The sequence below is a fragment of the Chryseobacterium sp. UF-290 genome (genome assembly GCF_058245615.1).
In genome coordinates, this window is the sequence record NZ_JBSICB010000001.1 from 464,461 (window position 1) to 481,769 (window position 17,309).

Below are 17,309 nucleotides of genomic sequence, written 5' to 3' on the forward strand. Positions count from 1 at the left end.
ATTACATTTGTAAAAAAATAATCCATGAAACTACCTATAGTCTGCCCGAGTTGTGACCATACTCTTAACGTAAGCCAGATGAGATGCCCGAGCTGCAAAACAGAAGTAAGCGGCGATTATGAGCTTCCGGTCCTTCTTAAGCTGAACCGTGAAGAGCAGGATTTTGTGCTCAACTTCTTCCTGTCCAGTGGAAGTATCAAAGAAATGGCAAAACAAGCCGGACTTTCCTACCCCACTATGAGAAACAAAATGGATGACCTGATCACCAAAGTTGAACAACTGAAAGCTAATCTGTAAATCTCATTGATATGAACTGGAAAACTATTTTTAATCCGTTTGAAAGATTTGATGAGAAATTACTTCTTATTGTCGGAATTCTCACTATAATCGTTTCTATTGCTACAGGATACTGGACCGGAACAGCTTTCAACAGCATCTATAAGATCAGTAATCTGGAACAGGTTTCGTTTCAGACTATAGCCCTGTCAACCTTAGTCAGCTTTACTTTTGCGATCATTATTCTTTTTGTGCTGGGTAAAATATTAAATAATAAAACCAGAATGATAGATATTGTCAACACAGTTCTGGTTTCACAACTTCCGCTCATTGTTTTACAGTGTACAGAAAAAATTCCTTTTATACATGAAGCAAAAGAAAGAATGATCAGTTATTCTAAGCATCCCGATGATTCTATTCCTTTACCGGATACTCTCATTATAGTGGGGATGGCTTTGTTCAGTATCATCATTCTTACATATAGTATTGCCATCTTTTACAACGGCTTCAAAACAGCGACCAACATCAAAAAATGGCAGCATATCACGCTCTTTGCAGTGGTATCATTAATCTCTATTTTGATCTGCCAAATATTAATCTCTAAACTCATTTAATACCATGAAAACCAAATTATTTTTAGTGCTGATCTTTTTAGCACACCTTTGTCATGCCCAAATTGAAGGCACCTGGAACGGTGAACTGGACACTCAGTCCATGAAGCTTCCGGTTATCGTTAGGATATCAAAAAAGTCAAAAGATTACACTGCTGTTCTGATAAGTCCCAAACAAAGTTCAAAGGAAATTCCCGTAGATAAGCTCAGTTTCGATCACAATGAACTCTCTTTTGATATAGAGAATATAAGAGCGGGCTACAAAGGAATTTATAAGACAGATCATTTTGAGGGAAGCTTACTTCAAAATGGAAAAACAATGACTTTAAATCTCTACAGGGATGTTAAACCTGAAGGTTCTGATGTTTCCTACCTCAACGGAAAAGCCATCAACACACAGAAAATTGATGATTTTTTAGCGTACATGACGCAAAATAATCAGGCGATAGGAAGTATTTCCATTTTCAGAAACGGAGCAGAGGTTTATCATAAAGATTTCGGCCAACAGCTTTTACCTAATGCCGTGTATGATAAAAATACAGGATATCAGGTAGGTTCTGTCAGCAAGCTTATTACGGCGGTGATGCTTATGCAGCTCGTGGAAAAAGGAAAACTGAACCTTACCGATCCGCTTTCAAAATTCTATCCTGACATGCCTAATGCCAAAAAGATAACCATCCACCATATGCTGAACCATACCAGCGGATTGGGTGATTATGTCGGAAAAAAAGAAAACAACTGGCTTTTTGAAAAATCTGTAGGTAATGCCGCTATTATGGCAAAGATCAAAAAGCAGGGAGTAAGCTTTAAGCCGGGAGAAAAAATGACCTATTCAAATTCAGCTTACTTCCTTTTGAGCAGAATTCTGGAAAAGACAGAAGGAAAACCTTATCATCAGATCTTAAAGGAAAATATCCTGGCAAAGGTCCCGATGCCCCATACTTTCTCCGCACTTAATAATCCGAAGAATGTTTTTAAATCATATGGATTTAAAAATGACAAATGGAGTGAAATACAGGATTTCAACTTTCAGAACTGTATAGGATTGGGAGATATCACTTCTACTCCGGAAGATCTTAATATTTTCATTAATGCCCTCTTTAATGGTCAGTTCATAAAGAAAGAGACTCTTAATATGATGATTTCCAATAAAAATGAAAAGTTTTTTGGTCCCGGAATCATGAAAATGCCATTTTACAACATCATCTGCTACGGACATGGAGGCGATACGGCAGGGACACACTCTACGTTAGGTTTCGAGCCGACAGATCAATTATCTTATGCAGTGACCATCAATGGTGAAAACTTTAATCATAACAGCTTCTTTGTGGCCCTTTTGAATTTAATCTATGACAGGGAATACAAATATCCGGTGTTTGGTCAGGCTAAAGCTCCGGCACCTGAACTGGAAAAATACACCGGTGATTACACTTCAAAAGATATTGATCTGGGATTAAAAGTATTTGTCAGAGACGAAACATTATATGCCCAGGGCACTAATCAGGCTGAATTTATGCTGGCTCCTGCAGAGAAAGATCAGTTTACATTTGACAAGGCGGGTTTGAAGCTTATGTTTATCCCGGAAAAGAATCAGCTTACCCTTACACAGGGCGGAAGAACTTACCTGTTTGATAAAAAATGACAGTAAAGCTTAATGGCTCGAAATCAATTGTAACTATCAGTTGATCCAATAAAAAATCCTCAGACCATTATAATCTGAGGATTTTTATTTTTTTTAAACAGTTATTTTTATTAACATTCCGGAACGTTCACCGCAATGGCAAGTCCGCCCTCGGAAGTTTCTTTAAAACGGTCACTCATAGATTGGGCTGTTTCCCACATGGTCTGGATCACCTCATCTAAGGTTACTTTTGCTTTGGTGGGATCACTTTCCAGGGCAATATTGGCCGCAGTAATCGCTTTCATAGCACCCATTGTATTTCTTTCGATACATGGGATCTGTACAAGACCTTTGATAGGATCGCAGGTTAGCCCAAGATGATGCTCCATCGCGATTTCTGCCGCCATCAGAACCTGTCCTACACTTCCCCCTAAGATCTCCGTAAGGCCTGCAGCTGCCATCGCTGAAGACACTCCGATTTCAGCCTGACACCCTCCCATCGCCGCAGAGATCGTTGCGTTTTTCTTGAATAAAGTGCCGATTTCTCCCGCAACCAATAGAAAACGTACAATATCATCATCGCTTACCGAATCCGTAAAAGCCTGAGAATACATCAAAACTGCCGGAATTACCCCACTCGCCCCATTCGTTGGCGCAGTAATGATTCTTCCGAAGCTTGCATTTTCTTCATTGACTGCCAATGCAAAGCAGGCGATCCATTTATTGATATTGGTAAAATTCTCTTCCGCATCTACTACAAGCTGGAACCATTCATCCAGATTTTTATAGATCTTATCACCTAAAAGCTTTCTGTTAAGCCCGGCAGCCCTTCTCGTCACATTCAGACCTCCCGGAAGAATACCTTCTTTATTGACTCCTTTATAGATACATTCTTTGATCTGCTGCCAGATATATAAGGCCTCCTGTCTGGTTTCTTCCTTGGATCTCCAGCTTTCCTCATTGATGAAGATCAGATCTGAAATTCTGTTAAATCCCAGCTTATCACAATACTTTACAATATCCGAAGATCTATGACAAGGATATAATGTACGTATGCAGTGTTTTTGAATAGAATTTTTTTCCTGGCTTGCAATAAAGCCGCCTCCCACAGAATAAAAATCCTGAATGAGCTCAGTACCATCTTCAAAGACAGCTCTAAAGATCATTCCGTTAGGATGAAAATCAAGGGATTTCTGCATATTTAAAATCAGATGATATCCATAGATAAAGGGAATTTCTTTTTCCCCTCCAAGATGGATGGTATGATCCTTTTTTATCTTTTCGACTTTTTCATCAATTTTTGTCGTATCAATGGTCTTAAAATCTTCACCGTTCAGCCCAAGCATTCCTGCGATATCCGTACCATGCCCGATTCCTGTTTTGGCTAAGGAACCGAAAAATTCGAGGAAAACTTCCTTCACCTCTTCAATTGACCTTTCCCTTTTTATAATTCTGATAAATGCAGAAGCTGCATTCCAGGGCCCCATTGTATGTGAACTGGAAGGACCTATTCCTACTTTAATAATCTCAAAAACCGATATTGATTCCATAAATATATCTCCATTTTCCTCAAAAGCAAAGATACATGATAAATCTTAATAAAAATCAGGATATGAATGACGTTTAACGGTGAATTAACCTAAACGTTTTATTATTTACTCCGGATTAGGATTAAGAAATTTAAGATTCATGGGTTGGATACTGAAATAATGCTTGTCTTTTCTCCTCCAATATCTTTAGTTTTCTTACCTCATTAAAAATAGATCAGTTCAGGCTTTCTTCATGTTGGGAAAGATCAAGCCCCCTATTTTCAGATTCTTCAGAAACCCGCAGTGTAATGATAGAATCCGTAAGCTTATACAGAAGCAGTGATCCGAAAAAGGTAAAGGCAGAGACCAGAACAAGTGCCATCATATGATGAAGAAATACCTCAATACCTCCATGAAGCAAACTTGCATTTTCACCATGAGCAAAAATAGCCGTCAGGATCATTCCCATAATTCCTCCTATCCCGTGACAGGCAAAAACATCCAGCGTATCGTCAATTTTCTTTAAAGCTTTCCAATTGACCATCAGATTAGAAACAATGGCTGTTATGAATCCAATGAAAAGACTTTCCTGAATGCTGACAAATCCGCATCCCGGAGTAATGGCCACCAGCCCAACAACAGCTCCGATGCAGGCTCCTAATGCGGAAACACTCCGCCCATTGATCCTGTCAAAAAATATCCAGGTTATCATCGCTGACGCGGAGGCAATAGTAGTGGTTCCAAATGCTGTTGCAGCTGAGGCTGACGCACTCAACGCTGATCCCGCATTGAACCCGAACCAGCCAAACCACAGCATACCCGTTCCTAAAATGACATAGGGAATATTAGAAGGCTCATGATGCGGATTTTTTCTGTTGCCAACCACCATAGCTCCTGCAAGTGCGGCAAAACCGGCACTCATATGCACTACTGTTCCTCCTGCGAAGTCTTTCACTCCAAAATATTTGTTCAGAAGTCCATCGGGATGCCATACCATATGACAAAGCGGTGTATAGATGAAAATAGAGAAAAGAACAATGAATAAAAGATAGGAAATAAAACGGACCCTCTCCGCGAAAGATCCCGTAATAATAGCAGGGGTAATCACGGCAAACTTCATCTGAAACAAAGCAAAAAGTATAAAAGGAATAGTTGAGGCCATTGCTTTATGGGGAAAACCTCCCACTCTATTAAAAAACGCATAGCTCAACGGATTTCCAATGATTCCGTAATGATTTCCATGGACACTGAATCCCAATGAATCCCCGAAAGACAGAGAGAAACCTATAGCTACCCACAGAATAGAAATAACTCCCAAAGCAATAAAGCTTTGCAGCATTGTAGAAATTACGTTTTTCTTTCCTACCATTCCTCCATAGAAAAAAGAAAGCCCCGGTGTCATCAGCAATACCAAACCAGCAGCAGCAAGTATCCAGGCTACATCCGCCCCAACAATCTTATCTTCGCTCAAAAATTCTCCTGTATTGGTAATATCTATAGTTGGTTTATAAAACAAACTACCCACCGCAACCAAAGTAATAAGGGAGAATGAAACAATCCACTTTAATCCTATTTTCATAAAATTTATATTTAACCCTATCAAATTTAAACATAAATTATAAAAAAATACAATTTTTCACAGATTACCCCTATAAAAAACTATACACAAAATAACAATCGATATAAATTCAGGTTAAAAGAAAGCAGGATTACATGAGTGCGCTATTCGGATTCAGATTATTTTGCTGCTACTTATGAAATATTTCTGCCAGTATTTTGGAAACCTCTTTGTGCTTGGTAGCAGGGAAAAGATGAGTTCCCCCCTTAATCACATAATTCGGCTTTGAATAACGGACCGGGAAAACGATATCCTTATCTCCAAGAATCTGGATCACATTGGGATTTTCTTCGAATTTCCATTCAGATACCTTTTCTACGGACCATTTCAGGTAATAAGGATCCCTTACTTTGAAATATTGAAGAATTTTAGGGTTTTTAGGATCAAACAACTTTCTGACCACACCATATACATTCGCCGCTTTATCGTTGAACAATCCTACCGGAAGCATTCTTGGGATCTTTGTAACTTCTCCTGTCTTGATGAATCTGGATTTTTCCTTGTCTGATTTTATGCTTCCCATGATCACGACTTTCTCAGCAGGTTTCAGCTGATTCATCTCCTGCACCATAATTCCGCCAAAAGAATACCCCAACAGGCAAAACGGCTCCGAATCATCTACTTTTTCAGCCATTCTTTCAACATATGTATGAAAAGACTCATTTTTTTCCGGGATGAGCCAATCTATAAAGACTATTTCACAGTGCTTGGGAAACTCGATTCTTTCAAGTACTTTAAAGTCTGCCCCAAGTCCGCTTACAATATAAATTTTCATAGGACTAATTTATAAAAAATACAGACAGGATAACAGTTTACGCTGAAAAAGAATCGGAGAAACCTATCAATTTTTACCACAAAATATCTTATCCTTGACGTACATAGATCTGTCCCGGTGGTTCAGAAACAAAAAAAGAGCGGCCTTCAGAGCTGCTCTTTTATATCAATGGAATTTAATCTTATTTCTTTTTCACAGGAACTCTGTTCTCGTTATCCAACTTTTCGGTAGAAACCTTGAACTGGATATCCATTTCGTTCTTGATGAAATAATCTTTCAGTGAAGACTGGTAGAATACCTTAAAGTCTCTTCTGTTCAGAGAGAATTTAGCAGATTCTATCACTACCGTAAACTGGGTAACATATACATTCGCAGGGAAAGAGATCGTCTTTCTTACTCCTTTAATGGTAAGGTCCCCGTATACTGTAGAGTTATACTCACTGTTTGCTAAAGGAATAATTTTAGTCAGATGGAATTTGGCAACCGGGAATTTCTTTACTTCAAAGAAATTGGTACTCTTCAGGTCATTGGTAAGCTTGATCTGATCTTCATCAGAAACATCTCCTGCCATCATACTTCTCATATCTATCACAAACTCACCATCTACCAAAACAGTATGATCAAAGTTGAATTTTCCGCTTTTCAGCTTTACCGTTCCTGAATGGGAGGAAGCTTCAGTTTTTACAACCTTATATCCCCACCACCTGATCTCTGATGAAGTCACTTTTGAAACTTTATCAAATTTCTTTTGGGCAGAAACAAATGATATGCTTGCGCACACCATAGCAAACAATAGTAATCTTTTCATTCTTTTTTATTTACAATTCAACAAAAATAAAAAAAAGTGTAGAACTTCTACACTTTTAACAATCTTTTTTTGATTAATTTATTGAGCAGTCACCTTTACAAGCATATCAATATCATCTTTCACAAAAACATCCTGCATCGTAGACTTGTAAGCTACATCAAACTTCTGTCTGTCAAAAGAGAATTTGTTTGATACCAGACTTACTACTCCTTTGCTGTAAGAAATTTTAGCTGGGAAAGTCACCGGGCTTGTTTTTCCTTTCAAAGTAAGGTTACCTGTTACTAAAGAGTTGTAGATCTTGTCATTGTTTTTCTTTACAGATGTAATCTTGAAAGTTGCCGTAGGGAATTTTTCCACTTCAAAGAAGTCACCGTTTTTAAGGTGCCCGTTTAGTTTCTGCTGATATTCTCCTGTAAGGTCCGTTGCATTAATAGAGGTCATATCCAGAACGAAGCTCCCTCCTACCAATTGGTCTCCTTTCATTACCATATCTCCCGATTTTACCTTTACCGTACCATCGTGAGAGCTTGCTTCAGACTTTGCTACTTTATATCCCCACCAGTGAACATCAGAAGCTACAACTTTTTTTGACTGTCCGAAAGCCAGACCACCGGCTAAAACCGCTAATAAAAATATTTTTTTCATTGAATAGAATTTTTACTTATTTAATACTGCAAATGTAGCCATCTTATTCAATAGATACCGTTGATGTACATCAAGAAATCCAATTATTTTTATGAATAATATCATCCCACAAAAAAACTCCGGATTGCTCCGGAGTTTGTATTTTATTCTTGATAGTAGGCTGTATAAAGTGCCATCCCTTTCAATGCCGTATGATTTTGCTTGATCAGGTAGATCGGGATATTTCTAAGCATTTCCTCCATCTTATCACTGATCTTGAACTTTTCATAGAATTTGGCCTTATCGATATATTCCCTCACGATCTGCGGGATATCTCCGGCAATCAGCAATCCTCCGGTAGCCTTTACTTTTAATGTTAAATTATTCGCTTCACGTGCCAGGAACTCAAGGAACGTATCCAAAGCAATCCTGCAGATCAGTACATTGTCTTCCACAGCGGCTCTGTAAAGCTCTTCTACAAAATTACCCTGGGCAAGACGTTCTCCCAGCCACTCCGGTTCAGGATGTCTTTTTACATCTCTCAGGAATCGGTAGATATTGAATAAACCTGTTTTGGAAAGTACATTTTCCCAGCTTACAATTCCATAGATATTATTTAAGAACTGGTAAAACTCGACTTCCACATTGGTCCTTGGTGAAAATTCAGAATGTCCTCCTTCCGTAGCAAAGGGTCTCAGGTATTTTCCGTCAAAGAAATATCCTGCTTCTCCTAACCCGTTTCCAGGGGCAAGGATGGCAACATTCCCTTTTTCAAGATGCCCGCTTGTATAGATGGCTTCAAGATCATCATCTTCAAGAAGGGCCATTCCATAGGCTGATGCTTCCAGGTCGTTCAGCATTTCTACTTTTTCAAACCCGAAATCTCTGGCATATTCTTCAATATCTAAGCTCCACCCCAACCTTGCCGGGCTGCTTTTCCCGTTCAGTACAGGACCTGGCACTGCCATTCCCAGACGTTTTACATTTTCCAGCTGATTATCCTGAATAAACTTCTTCAGAATATCTGAAAAAGAAGCATATTCTTTTGTGGGATATTCATTCTGGAGTTTCATCTCAAGACCTCCGTTACCGGAAACAAAATAGCCTAAGATTGTTATATCTTCACGAAGACTTGCTCCAATGATAGAAACGCTATCATTATTACTGCTTCCTACTCCTGGTAAATAAAGCGGAAATTTTGGATTCAGAATCATAACCTCAAATTTTACCAAATATAATAATTGTTTTCGTAAATCCTGCACAGAACAAAAAAACCTTTCCACTTTCGTGAAAAGGTTTTGGTTAATAATTGTTTATATTTAAATCTAACTACTTTCCTAATGGAATATTATAACCGAATCCTACTCCGATATTTCCCACATTATAATCCTGACCAGCTAAATCTCCTTTTGTTCCTACAAAAACCTTCTGGTATTGTACAAAGAAATTCCAGTCTTTGTTGTGGTATCCGATCTCCGGTTTAAGGTAAAAACCTCCGCCTGCTCTTTCTACACTCGTATTGGAAGCTACCTGCTTATCTCCAACCAGGAATCCGTAACCTAAGTCTGTTCCGAAATAAAATCCGGTTTGTTTAGGATAAATTCTTACTAAAGCTGCTACAGGAACTACTCCTACATCATTATTTTTATAACCGTTGTTATCTTTTCCGAAATAGTGAGTATATCCTGATGCAATACCTAATCCAAATCCAGGTGTGATCAGGTTCTGATAAGCAACATCTACGCCTACGGCAGCAGATAAATTATCTGCAGGAACTGCTAAACCAACATTTGCGCCCACTTTGATCATATTATTCATCTTAGAATCCTGTGCGCTTGCCACTCCTGCTGTTAAAATTCCAGCCAGCAATATTGCTTGTTTAAACATTTTCATAACTCTAATTTTTAAATTTTACTAAACAATAGGATGTAAAAATCGTGCCAAGCAAAGCTCTTCCATTTATTTTAACACTCCACAAAAACATAAAACAATGAATATCAACATCTTATTTTTAACAAAATTTAAATGTTTGTTTAACAAAAATTATCAAAAAAAGGGTTAAAAAAGTGGAATTAAAGAAAAAACGGAGAAGCTTAAATGGATGACAGACCAGACAATATATTATATGGAAAAATTATAACCCTTTTTTGACGTAGTGGTTCAAAAGTTTCCCTATCTATAAAAAAGAGACTGTACAAATAGGACAGTCTCTTTTCAATAATTTTAAATTTAACTACTCTTACATTTAAGCAGTAATCTGCTTTGGTTCTTTTTCTGTCTGATCTTCTTTTTTATCAAGTTTCTCAGATATTTTTTTAACAATATATTCTATTGCTATAGGGGCTATGATTGCAATTAATGCTTTAAATATTCTTGATTTCATAATTTGTATGGTGTTATTATGTGAAATGTGATATTTTTTGTTATGTCTATGCAATTTCCAAGCCAAGATAAAATCAGCCACCGATTAATGAGCAATTCCCTCCTGCATATGATATAAGTTAACTTTATTCAGGAACGATCAGATTCTGATAGTTTTTAATTCCTGCTTTGAACTTTTCTTCCATTTTCACCCTTAATTTTCTGGGCTTATGGACGATCAGGGAATCACCGAATCCAAGCAGCAGTCTTTCCAGCTCGAAATTGATCTGAACACAAATTTTAAATAGCGTTCCGTCATTATCTTCACTTACGATTTCCTGGCTTTTATGCAGCGGTTTGGTTTTCACATAAGGAGCATTGGCTGAATCTACCCAAAACACCACATCTTTAGGCATAATTCCCTCTGAAACCGTAACGCCTACAATATCCTTGAAGTATTCATCACCGTCCATATTTTTGTCAATATACTGAAGCCTTTCATCAGCTTCTATATTTTCCATCCTGTCCAAAGCCAGATTGTACATTTTCTGTTTGTAGAGACAGATCAGGAACCAACGGTTATTGAACTCCTTCAACAGTTGCGGATGGACGGTATAAATATTGGATTCTCTTGCGGTAAAGCTTTTATAAAGGATCTTCAGCACTTTCTTATTGGCAATACTTTCATACAGAATATCAATATGTTCCAGCCCCTTCAACTGTTCATTTTTATCCAGGTGAATAATGGATTTCTGGTTGGTCGCATGAATGGAGTCTTCCAGCTTCTGAATAACCCCGTTCATTTCTTTAAACATTGAGAAATCTTTAAACTGCTTTAAGATCTGGACCGCATTATTCATCGCTTTCAGATCACTTTCGTTCACAGAAATATTATGAATGCTGTAATCCGGATCGCTATAACGGTAATATTTCCTCTCATAGACTTCAATGGGAGCTTCATACCCGAATTTTTCACTCCGCATATTCTGCAGATCAAGCTGTACCGTCCGTTTGCTCACATAAGATTCCTTACCTTCAAATTCAAATAATGCTTCGGAACATTCATCAATAAGATCTTCAAGGGTGTATTTCCGGTATTTGTTTTTAAGGCATTTATCCAGTGTTTTATAGCGGATCAGAGCGTTTTTATTGGATGACATGATTTTATTTTTGTAAAAAAGCAAAAAAAGCGAAAAGGAAGATCTGCTTTCTGTTGGTCGTTATTATATACTTATCATTTACTTACAATTGATAAAAAGCGCTTTAATAGCCATTTTGCTATTTCACCTTTCTGCCTTTTTACCTAAAAATTATTTTTTCACCAAAGCATCTCCATCAAAAGTAATCCCGTCCCAGCCATATATCATAAAGTTTCTGATATTCTGGTGATCACTTCCTTTCGGATTTTTCAAAACATCATGCCTGTAAAATTCTCCAAAAAGCAGAAGAGTCTCATCCTTTGTCAGTTCCTGAAGCTTAGCAAAGCTGAAAACTTTGCATGAACCGTTATTCTGTCCTGCCTGATTTGTTGTGTCACCATTTTTAAAGGCTGTAGGAGTAAAATTGTAGTTTTCATCGATATAGGCAATGACCTCACTAAACTGAATAGTCTCAGGGAAATGTTTTAGCTGTTCTAATAATACCATAAATGCAGGTTTTAATAAATAATACAATCAGACAATAAGCAAATTCGTCCTTTCGCTTTTGCTTTTTTGCCCTATTTTTTAATTTTTTGTAAAAATAATTAAATTTTTCATATCTACGCAAAACTATTGCGCAACAACAACCTTACTTTGCATCATCAAAATGAAAAAAAGATGGAATTTAATGGAAATCATTTAATCGAATTAGGATATAGACCCGCAAAATGGTTTAAAGATGCCATTGCTTATATCAATGAGAATAATCTGGATGAAAACCAGATCGCAGAATATCTGGTACAGTTCAGACAGCCGGACCTTATTCCGCTTCATGATACGGCTAAAGATTTTGCCATCAACATCAGAGCAGAGCACGAAAGTGAAAATGATAATGTAGAAAAGGTGATCAGAACCATGAAAGTCCTGATGAGAACACCAACGCTTACAGCCGGAGCTTTAATGCCGGATGCCTGTCCCACAGGCCCTGAAGGCCAGATTCCTGTAGGAGGTGTGGTGGTTGCGCAAAATGCGATTCACCCGGGATTCCATAGTGCAGATATCTGCTGTTCCGTAATGCTGACCGATTTTGGAAAAATGAATCCCAAAGACGTGTTGGATGCTGCCCATGCAGTCACTCACTTCGGATACGGAGGAAGACCAAGAGGAGAGCAGATGCCGATGTCCCAGGAACTGATGGATGCTTTCAGAGAAAATGATTTTTTAAATGATGAAAAGCTGATCAGCATTGCCCGTTCTCATATGGGAACACAGGGAGACGGAAATCATTTCCTTTTTGTAGGGACTTCCAAAAATACCGGAAATACCATGATGGTTACTCATCACGGATCAAGAGCTCCGGGAGCAGCCTTATATGATAAAGGAATGAAAGCAGCCAACCGTTTCAGACAGGAAATTTCTCCGGAAACATTAAGGGAAAATGCATGGATCCCATATGATACTGAAGAAGGGAAGTCTTATTGGGAAGCGCTGCAGCTGATCAGACAATGGACCAAAGAAAACCATACTTCTCTACACGATGCCGTACTGAATAAATTGGAAGCGGAGAAAAAAAACAGATATTGGAATGAGCATAATTTCGTTTTCAAAGATGGTGATCTGTTCTATCATGCTAAAGGAGCCACTCCGCTGGATGATAAGTTCATGCCTGATATTACAGGACCAAGACTGATCCCATTAAATATGGCAGAACCGGTATTGATCGTACAGGGAAAAACCAATGAAAGAAACTTAGGTTTTGCACCGCACGGAGCCGGAAGAAATTTCAGCAGAAGCCAGCATAAAAAATCACTGGCCCATAAGACAGCTGAAGAGATCTTCAACGAGGAAACGAAAGGATTGGATATCCGTTTCTACTCCAATGAAATTGATATCTCCGAGCTTCCAACCGCCTATAAAAGCGCTAAAAATGTGAGAGCACAGATTGAAGAGTACGGACTTTGTGAAGTTCTGGATGAAGTAATGCCTTACGGATGTATTATGGCCGGAGACGTGGGTAAAAATGCGCCATGGAAGAAAAAGAAAAAATACAGAAAAGCATAATTTGTAATTTTTAATTTTTATCTGAACCTTACAGGTTTTGAAAGCCTGTAAGGTTATCAAAAAACTAATAACCAAACCTTATCAGTGTAAAAGCCTGTAAGGTATATGAAAACTTTTCATAATGGCAGGAGCAGTAGCTCAGATGGTAGAGCAGCAACATTACTTTTCGCTACCGGCAAATAAAGTTCCTATGAATCACAATTGTGCGTCACAGGTTCGAATCCTGTCTGCTCCTCAATACACTGAAAATGCCTATATTAACCTATCAGTCATTTTCATTAGTTAAAAAAAATTTAAGGCAAAGAAAGTTCCTATATTTCCAGACCATACTTTCCGCCTTTTTACAAATTATAAGGCAAAGGGAGTTCCTATATTATTTGGATACACTACTCCCCGCTTTTTATAAACTATAGGTAAAAGGAGTTCCTATACACTTCACTTTTAATGAACATACTCCTCACTTATTTTTAAACTAAAAAACAATGAAAACCCTAAAATTATTCAATGCCGTATTGGCCAGAAAATCAGATGAAAAGCCATTTATTTCCAACGACGGTTTTATCATTGAACCTGATGCGCTTTGGGCAAAACATGAAATCACTACCTATTATGCAAAGGAAAAACTGAATGGAAATGATTTGAATAAGACCTTTCATAAATCCTGGGAAAAAATAAAAAATACTTCCAGAGCAGAATTGTTTTTTGAACAGATCAACCATTATTTATCAACATACGGAAGCGATTTTCAAAGTGACATTTATATTCCAAAAGAAATATTGAATATTCCCGGTCTGAATCTTGTTTTCAAAGTAATCAAAGCTTACACCGTAGAAGAAATGCAGGAAAAATGTCTTTCTCTTTTAAGATCCGGAATTGCTTTGAAAGAGGAAACAATTGATGATCTGCTTTATATTTTGCATACGGAACTGGAATATGATTTTACAGGAAAAGAAAATATCAGAAATAAGGAAGCTGTTATAAAAATAGCCGATCTGTACGATATCTATCCCGAAAATCCTGTTGAGTTTTTCCGTTATGTGATTTATAAAACAACCACGACAACGCTTTTAATAAAAAACGATGAGCTGATAGATCTGATCAAACAAAGCAGGTTCAATCCCACGTACCTGTTCGAAAGCTTTGGACTGGAAAAACTGGCAGAGATTTTTAACAGATTTAAACCGTTATTTCTGGCTTATAAAAACAAAGCGCCGAAAACGATTAATAAGATTTCGAAGCTATCTAAACTTCACCATAAGCCATTAATTTCAAATCCGCTGAACGATGCCACCAATACATTGCTGGAAAGCAGCGACTGGCATTGGATGGAAAATGCGACTCCGTTCGCGTTATTTAAAGCTTTGTCTGCCTGCTATTCAAGAATATACGGTCAGGATACTTTTGTTTACAGGATCAGAAACGGAAAATCATGGGTTAAAAAAGGTAAGGAAACGTATGTGAACCAATTAAATTATGATTTCATTCTGGATTATCTGAAACTGAAATATGAAAATCTTTCCGGAAAGAAATTCTATTTTCCAGAAAATGTAGAGTTTGCATTGCCAACTTCTGAAAAAATGTTTGTCGGAAATATTCCTACCGGAACCCGTTTTTATGGTGACAGACTGGCTGTCGGAATTTATTGGGAAAACAAATGGGGGGCTTTTGACCTTGACCTTTCAGGATTGAACATCACCGGAAAAATAGGTTGGAATGCTGCTTATAACCATGGTGAAGGACAATTGATGTATTCAGGTGATATGACTTCCGCGCCTAATGGTGCCGTTGAATATCTTTATGCCAATAAAGGACTGAGTACGCCTACACTTGTTATGAATAACGTTTTCTACGGTGATGCAAATTGTGGGTATAAAATCATCATCGGAAAAGGAGATAACATTTCCTACGACTATATGATGAATCCCAACAATCTTTTTGCTGAAGCTCAATGTAACTCGGTTCAGAAACAAACGATTCTGGGAATGCTGCTCCCAAAAGACCAAAAGCAATGTTTTGTATTGCTGAATTTTGGTGCGGGACATTCTCATGTTTCAGGAAATACTGAAATCTCCATGATGGCGACAAGTGCGCTGTATCAGCAATGGTATGAGGCAATATCTTTCAATGACCTTATAAAAGAACTGGGAGCAGAGATTACCACGGAAAAAGCTGAAGCTGATTTTGACTTTTCACTGGAAACTCTGGAAAAAGATAGTTTTATCAGGGTCTTTAAATAATTCCCAAACGTCATCTGATTATACTATATCGGATGGCGTTTTTTCAACGGATGATTCTGAATGATACAACACATTCAGTAACAAGTATATTACTTTTTTAAAATATTTATAAATATAAAAACCGCTAAAAGAATAGCGGTTTTTATTTTAAAGAGTATTTTGAAACGAGCTTATACATTTACATTCTTAATTGAAAATAATTGGTGCTCATTTTTCACAATTACCTTTTTGCCATAGTCGATCTGAATATTGAACATATTTTCCAGTGGAAACTGAAGCACAGCCTGAAGAATCAGACGAATCACCCCGGCATGGGTTATAATAAGCACTTTATCAGCATCTTTTTTCTGAATCAGTTCATTCCAGAAGCTAAGTACCCTTGTTTGCATTTCAAGAAGGTTTTCGCCGCCTGAAGCTTTTACCCTGATAAAATCTTTATACCAGGGATTGATTTCTTCCTCCGGAATCTCGGTCCATTTTTTCAGCTCCCAATTCCCGAAATTCATCTCCCGAAGCCTTTCATCCGTTTTATAGTCAAATTTAAAATAATCAGCTAAAAGACAGCAGCGCTGAGAAGGGCTTGAAACAATAAAATCATAGTCTTTGCTTACTTGCACCTCGTTAAAATCCTGCAGATAATTCTTACGCAGGAGCATTTCAGCAAAACCGTAACACAGGTTTTCAGGATTTTCCACAGCAGTATGACGGATCAGATGAATTTCCATACGATCAGTGTTCCTAAATAAAACAAGACTTCACAAACCTGCTGTACAGCTCCCAGACAATCTCCTGTATAGCCTCCGATATGCTTTTTAAAATACCATCCCATATAGATCTTACCCGAATATGCCAGAGCAAATACAAAAATCAGCCTCCAGTCCGGAATAAGGGCAAAAGCAATTAAAACACTGATAAATCCTACCAATAAAGACATTCCATCCAATGGTTTATTGGCCAGAGGCTTCGATTTGCTGACATCAATATCAGTAACATACTGATGCGTATAAATCATTGTTCCTGAAATAAACCGGCTTACTGTATGAGCTAAAATAATAACGGCTAAAACTCTTATCGGAGCGACAGCTCCCAAAGCCTGGATACTGTAGAATTTTAAGGCAAAAAGCAGTATAATCCCAATAGTACCGTATGCCCCTACCCGGCTGTCTTTCATAATGGTAAGGATCTTCTCTTTTCCATATCCGCCTCCGAAACTGTCACACATATCTGTAAAACCGTCTTCATGAAACGCTCCGGTCAGCAGAACACTGGAAATCATCATCAAAACGATCCCGATTTCCAGATTAAAAAGCTGAGCAGACAGATAAAGAACCACAGCATTAATCAACCCGATTACCAACCCGGCCCAGGCAAAATATTTCTGAGATTTATTCATGATCTCACCGGAATATGGAATCGTAAATGGAACCGGAATTCTTGTGAAGAACATCAGTGCCGTTGCAAAGTAGATCAGTTCATTTTTAAGGACTTTCATCTGTTGTCTTATGTATAATAACTTGTCTTAATCAATTCCCGTAAAATTATAAAAGCTTTTAAAAATGGGGAAGGTATCGATTAAAAAAATAAAAAACATGAATCTTATCATCTGGAATTTACACTTTTTATTTCCGGAGTATTTTTAGTTTTGCACC

General features: G+C 37.7%; 17 protein-coding genes and 1 tRNA gene. 6 read left to right on the forward strand and 12 right to left on the reverse strand.

The genetic code is table 11. The annotated features are described in order from the left end of the window. Positions 1-24: 24 nt before the first annotated feature. The 3 genes from AC4IF5_RS01990 to AC4IF5_RS02000 are packed head-to-tail and all read left to right on the forward strand — an operon-like array spanning position 25 to position 2,529. Positions 25-297 carry a DUF2089 family protein gene (locus AC4IF5_RS01990; protein ID WP_490731178.1) on the forward strand — a complete coding sequence of 91 codons (273 nt, stop codon included), beginning with the start codon at positions 25-27 and terminating at the stop codon, positions 295-297. Positions 298-308: 11 nt separating this feature from the next. Then, entirely contained in the window at positions 309-890 is a 582-nt protein-coding gene (locus tag AC4IF5_RS01995; protein ID WP_490731180.1) for a YIP1 family protein, read from the forward strand. Positions 891-894: 4 nt separating this feature from the next. After that, entirely contained in the window at positions 895-2,529 is a 1,635-nt protein-coding gene (locus AC4IF5_RS02000) for a serine hydrolase domain-containing protein (protein WP_490731182.1), read from the forward strand. 110 nt (positions 2,530-2,639) lie between these two features. Here AC4IF5_RS02000 and AC4IF5_RS02005 read toward each other — a convergent pair whose 3' ends face one another. From AC4IF5_RS02005 to AC4IF5_RS02050, 10 genes are all read right to left on the reverse strand, one after another. Further along, positions 2,640-4,058: an L-serine ammonia-lyase gene (locus AC4IF5_RS02005; protein WP_490731184.1), complete on the reverse strand. Its 1,419-nt coding sequence runs from the start codon at positions 4,056-4,058 to the stop codon at positions 2,640-2,642. Positions 4,059-4,272: 214 nt separating this feature from the next. Continuing rightward, on the reverse strand, positions 4,273-5,616 hold the full coding sequence (locus AC4IF5_RS02010) for an ammonium transporter (RefSeq protein WP_490731186.1): 1,344 nt from the start codon (positions 5,614-5,616) through the stop codon (positions 4,273-4,275). A gap of 169 nt (positions 5,617-5,785) precedes the next feature. Beyond that, complete coding sequence (locus AC4IF5_RS02015; protein WP_490731188.1) at positions 5,786-6,430, reverse strand: alpha/beta hydrolase; 645 nt, start codon at positions 6,428-6,430, stop codon at positions 5,786-5,788. Positions 6,431-6,611: 181 nt separating this feature from the next. Then, on the reverse strand, positions 6,612-7,238 hold the full coding sequence (locus tag AC4IF5_RS02020) for a YceI family protein (RefSeq protein ID WP_490731190.1): 627 nt from the start codon (positions 7,236-7,238) through the stop codon (positions 6,612-6,614). 78 nt (positions 7,239-7,316) lie between these two features. Next, positions 7,317-7,883, reverse strand: a complete 567-nt coding sequence (locus tag AC4IF5_RS02025) for a YceI family protein (protein WP_490731192.1) — start codon at positions 7,881-7,883, stop codon at positions 7,317-7,319. Between the two features lie 143 nt (positions 7,884-8,026). Beyond that, positions 8,027-9,076, reverse strand: a complete 1,050-nt coding sequence (locus AC4IF5_RS02030) for a glucokinase (RefSeq protein WP_490731194.1) — start codon at positions 9,074-9,076, stop codon at positions 8,027-8,029. 115 nt (positions 9,077-9,191) lie between these two features. Next, positions 9,192-9,755 carry a hypothetical protein gene (locus tag AC4IF5_RS02035; protein WP_490731195.1) on the reverse strand — a complete coding sequence of 188 codons (564 nt, stop codon included), beginning with the start codon at positions 9,753-9,755 and terminating at the stop codon, positions 9,192-9,194. Between the two features lie 352 nt (positions 9,756-10,107). Continuing rightward, a complete protein-coding gene (locus tag AC4IF5_RS02040) occupies positions 10,108-10,245 on the reverse strand; it encodes a hypothetical protein (protein WP_490731197.1) in 138 nt (45 codons plus the stop codon). 124 nt (positions 10,246-10,369) lie between these two features. Continuing rightward, a complete protein-coding gene (locus AC4IF5_RS02045) occupies positions 10,370-11,383 on the reverse strand; it encodes a helix-turn-helix transcriptional regulator (protein ID WP_490731199.1) in 1,014 nt (337 codons plus the stop codon). A 150-nt stretch (positions 11,384-11,533) separates the two neighbouring features. Continuing rightward, positions 11,534-11,869, reverse strand: a complete 336-nt coding sequence (locus AC4IF5_RS02050) for a HopJ type III effector protein (RefSeq protein WP_490731201.1) — start codon at positions 11,867-11,869, stop codon at positions 11,534-11,536. A 753-nt stretch (positions 11,870-12,622) separates the two neighbouring features. Between AC4IF5_RS02050 and AC4IF5_RS02055 the strand changes: the two genes are divergently transcribed. From AC4IF5_RS02055 to AC4IF5_RS02065, 3 genes are all read left to right on the forward strand, one after another. Continuing rightward, complete coding sequence (locus tag AC4IF5_RS02055) at positions 12,623-13,423, forward strand: RtcB family protein (protein ID WP_490731339.1); 801 nt, start codon at positions 12,623-12,625, stop codon at positions 13,421-13,423. A 127-nt stretch (positions 13,424-13,550) separates the two neighbouring features. Further along, positions 13,551-13,658 (forward strand) — tRNA-OTHER (locus AC4IF5_RS02060). 247 nt (positions 13,659-13,905) lie between these two features. Then, positions 13,906-15,660: a hypothetical protein gene (locus AC4IF5_RS02065; RefSeq protein ID WP_490731203.1), complete on the forward strand. Its 1,755-nt coding sequence runs from the start codon at positions 13,906-13,908 to the stop codon at positions 15,658-15,660. Between the two features lie 170 nt (positions 15,661-15,830). Here the strand turns inward: AC4IF5_RS02065 and AC4IF5_RS02070 are convergent, their stop codons facing one another. Both AC4IF5_RS02070 and AC4IF5_RS02075 read right to left on the reverse strand, forming a co-directional pair. Further along, positions 15,831-16,385, reverse strand: coding sequence for a histidine phosphatase family protein (locus AC4IF5_RS02070; RefSeq protein WP_490731205.1), 555 nt, complete (start codon positions 16,383-16,385; stop codon positions 15,831-15,833). After that, on the reverse strand, positions 16,370-17,152 hold the full coding sequence (locus AC4IF5_RS02075; RefSeq protein WP_490731207.1) for an adenosylcobinamide-GDP ribazoletransferase: 783 nt from the start codon (positions 17,150-17,152) through the stop codon (positions 16,370-16,372). Before AC4IF5_RS02075 ends, AC4IF5_RS02070 begins: the two co-directional genes overlap by 16 nt. Positions 17,153-17,309 lie beyond the last annotated feature (157 nt).